3 protein-coding genes are annotated in these 2,861 nt (G+C 50.9%); all 3 read right to left on the bottom strand.

Features of this window, described 5'->3' with window-relative positions; genetic code table 11:
• Window positions 1-830, bottom strand: an 830-nt coding sequence (locus P8O70_04960; GenBank protein ID MDG2196228.1) for an FGGY family carbohydrate kinase, incomplete at its 3' end; no start/stop codon positions are given.
• Between the two features lie 80 nt (window positions 831-910).
• Window positions 911-1,876: a sugar-binding domain-containing protein gene (locus P8O70_04955; GenBank protein ID MDG2196227.1), complete on the bottom strand. Its 966-nt coding sequence runs from the start codon at window positions 1,874-1,876 to the stop codon at window positions 911-913.
• A 27-nt stretch (window positions 1,877-1,903) separates the two neighbouring features.
• On the bottom strand, window positions 1,904-2,698 hold the full coding sequence (locus P8O70_04950; GenBank protein MDG2196226.1) for a hypothetical protein: 795 nt from the start codon (window positions 2,696-2,698) through the stop codon (window positions 1,904-1,906).
• Window positions 2,699-2,861 lie beyond the last annotated feature (163 nt).

Here is a 2,861-nt window from a genome sequence, read left to right as displayed (position 1 = left end):
TCTGCTAGAGGCTTGTCCATGAAGATCATTACCCCCTCGGCTGTTCCCATGGAGTTGACCAAGGTTCCAGGGGTCAAGGCTCCAGCGACAATCGAACCAATCAGGTGATCATGTCCACCAGCAGAGACCAGGCAATCCTGTGACAATCCGGTAGCTTCAGCGACTTCCGGAAGAATGTGGCCCAGTCGCGTGCCGGATGGAACAAACTCCTGGTACCAGCTTGGTGGAATACCGACTTCTTCCAGCAAACCACTGGCAAGTTGCAAGGAATGAATATCGAGTGCAAAGGTCCGAGAGGCTAAACTATAGTCAGTGGCTGGAATGCCACAGAGACGCCAAGCCAGGTAGTCTGCGGTGTGGAGCCAGCGACGAGTTGACTTGAAGACTTCTGGTTTGTGTTCGCGTAGCCAGAGTTGCTTGCAGAGAGTGTAGATTGGGGAGATATTCAACCCAGTTGTATCAAACAGCCGCTGTTCACCTATTTGTTCGGCAAGGCGTTGGGCTTGGGGCTTTGTGCGTGTGTCGTACCAGGCGATGATCGGGTGCAGAGGTCGATCATCTTCATCCAAGGGTACTCCAGCTTCAGCAACACTGGTCACAGCTATAGACTGAATTCGCTTGGAGTCTTCTACCTGCCGCACGGCGCGACGAATTGCCTGCCAGCAAGCTTGCCAGAGTTGATCTGCATCCAAGGTTGCCCAGCCAGGATATGGCGTTTCCAGTGGAGGAGTAACGCTACCCTCCGCAACGATGTCACCTTCCAGTGTGAAAATGAGTGCCCGAACTCGGCTTGAGCCAGCGTCTACACCCAAAAGTAAAGGGGAATTCATGAGAAATATCTCTGGCAAGGAAGCAGAGGCTACCGCAAGGCCTCTCGCAGAAAATGATTGAATTTGTTAATCGTGGGTCTTCATCTAACCGAAGTGGGAGCCATCTGCAATAGGTAATGGGCAGTTTGTTCATCTGTTACGAGGCCATTGACCCACTTTCCCTGAAGGATAGAGTACAGAGCTTGGTGCTTTTGAATACCCCCAGAGATGCAAACAAACAGCCGATCTGGATTTGGCCTCAATACCTCACCAGCCAGACGATTCGTAAATTCTTCATTGAGCAAGCGCCCATCTATATCCAGAACCCTGCCGAGTAATTCTGCACAAGCTCCCTGTTTTTGCAGGTGCTGCCACTCCTCAGTAGTCATCAAGCCTTCTTTCAGAAAAGCCGAGTTGGTGTGCAGTGGAGAGATGCTGGCAAAGGCAACGCTAGCTTGTTCAACGATTTTGATCACACGTTGGTAGACGGTCAGCTGTTCTAGTAGTTGTTTTTCGGCAAGAGTAGGAAGTACTAGTGGAGCGGGAAAGTAGTATCCTTGAGCACCTGTTTTTTCAGCAAAAGGAGTGACCAGATCAAATTCGCTGGGGTTGCCTTCAGGTGTTGTGAAGCCCACCAGAGAAGTGACGCTGTGATCGTTGCGCTGAAATTCTTCAAGGTGGTTGATGCTGTGGCGGATTGTTTGTCCGCTACCCAGGGCAAAGGTATAGGGATCTTCCTTGCGGATGAAGCGTTCCATCACCTGAGCACCGAGTGCACAGAGACTTTGAAACACCGCCTCAGCACTTTGTTCAGCGGTGACTGGAGCGACTTCGCAAAGTTTCAGACGATAGCGAGACTGCAATTCCTGGCCGAGTTCCATGCACTCGCTCAAATGGTGATGGTCAATGCGTGTGACCACGATGCCCTGCTCCAGTGCTTGGCTCAGGTAACGTTGAACACTCTGACGTGAGATGTTAAGGTTGGCAGCGATCTCCACCTGATTCTGCTTCTGGACATAATAGCGCCAGGCAATCCGAGCAATTAGATCAGAAGCAGGACGAGGCATTGAGGCTCAAGTGGGGAGAGTTGGCAGCTAAGATTTCACCAAGCGATAGGCTGTATCGACACTCGCATCTTCATGGATAATGGCAGCGAGTGCTGCGGTCATTCCTTCAATGTTCGCATGTCCCCAGACGTTGCGTCCCATCGTGATGCCGACCGCACCGACGTCCATAGCATCGCGTACCATCTGTAGGATTCCCCGATCAGAATCTGATTTTGGCCCCCCAAGAATCAACACGGGAACCGTGCAGTTCTCCAAGACAGTGCGAAAACTCTCCTTATCGCCAGTGTAGAAGGTTTTTACATAGTCTGCACCTGCTTCTGCAGCTACACGACTTGCAGCTGCGACCATCTCTGGAGTACGCATGGTTTCGTTGGGCCAACCTCCAGGGACGCTCTCAATCATCAAAGGGACACCCCATTTCTGGCATTCAGCAGCGAGCTGCATCCCATGTAGGACAGATTCATTTCCATGGTAGCGCTTGAAGTAATCATCTTTTGGATCACACCAGGGGTAAACTTCTACCTTGATCCCATCAACTCCAAGACGCAGTGCCATTTCCACTGTGCTTTGGATGCTCTGAGGAGTGATGTCTACACTGAGCCAGCAGCCACCACCGTTCAGAGCTTCTGTCGCAGCAACCGTAGAGCCCCAAGGAGTCAAAATGGCATCGGCTCCTCCAGCACGTACTGCCTTGACGACCTCGGTAATATTCTTTAGACCTGTGACGGTATCAAAAACACGTGCATGGTCCATGGCAATCACTAAGGCACGGCCATTGTTGCGAAACAGACGTCGAGTTCGTAGGTTTTTCTTTTCCAACATCAAAAAGTTCCTTACTAAGAATGTATTGTTTTTTAGCCAGACACCATTTGACTGACCACTTTTTCTCGGCTGGTTTCGCTGATCTTGCTCTCTCCAACCACACGTCCCTGCCGTAGAACAAGAATCCGATCAGAGGCTGTAAAAATATCATTGAGGTTGTGTG

The sequence above is a fragment of the SAR324 cluster bacterium genome (genome assembly GCA_029245725.1).
GTDB lineage: Bacteria > SAR324 > SAR324 > SAR324 > NAC60-12 > JCVI-SCAAA005.
This window is presented reverse-complemented; position numbering and strand designations above follow the sequence as displayed.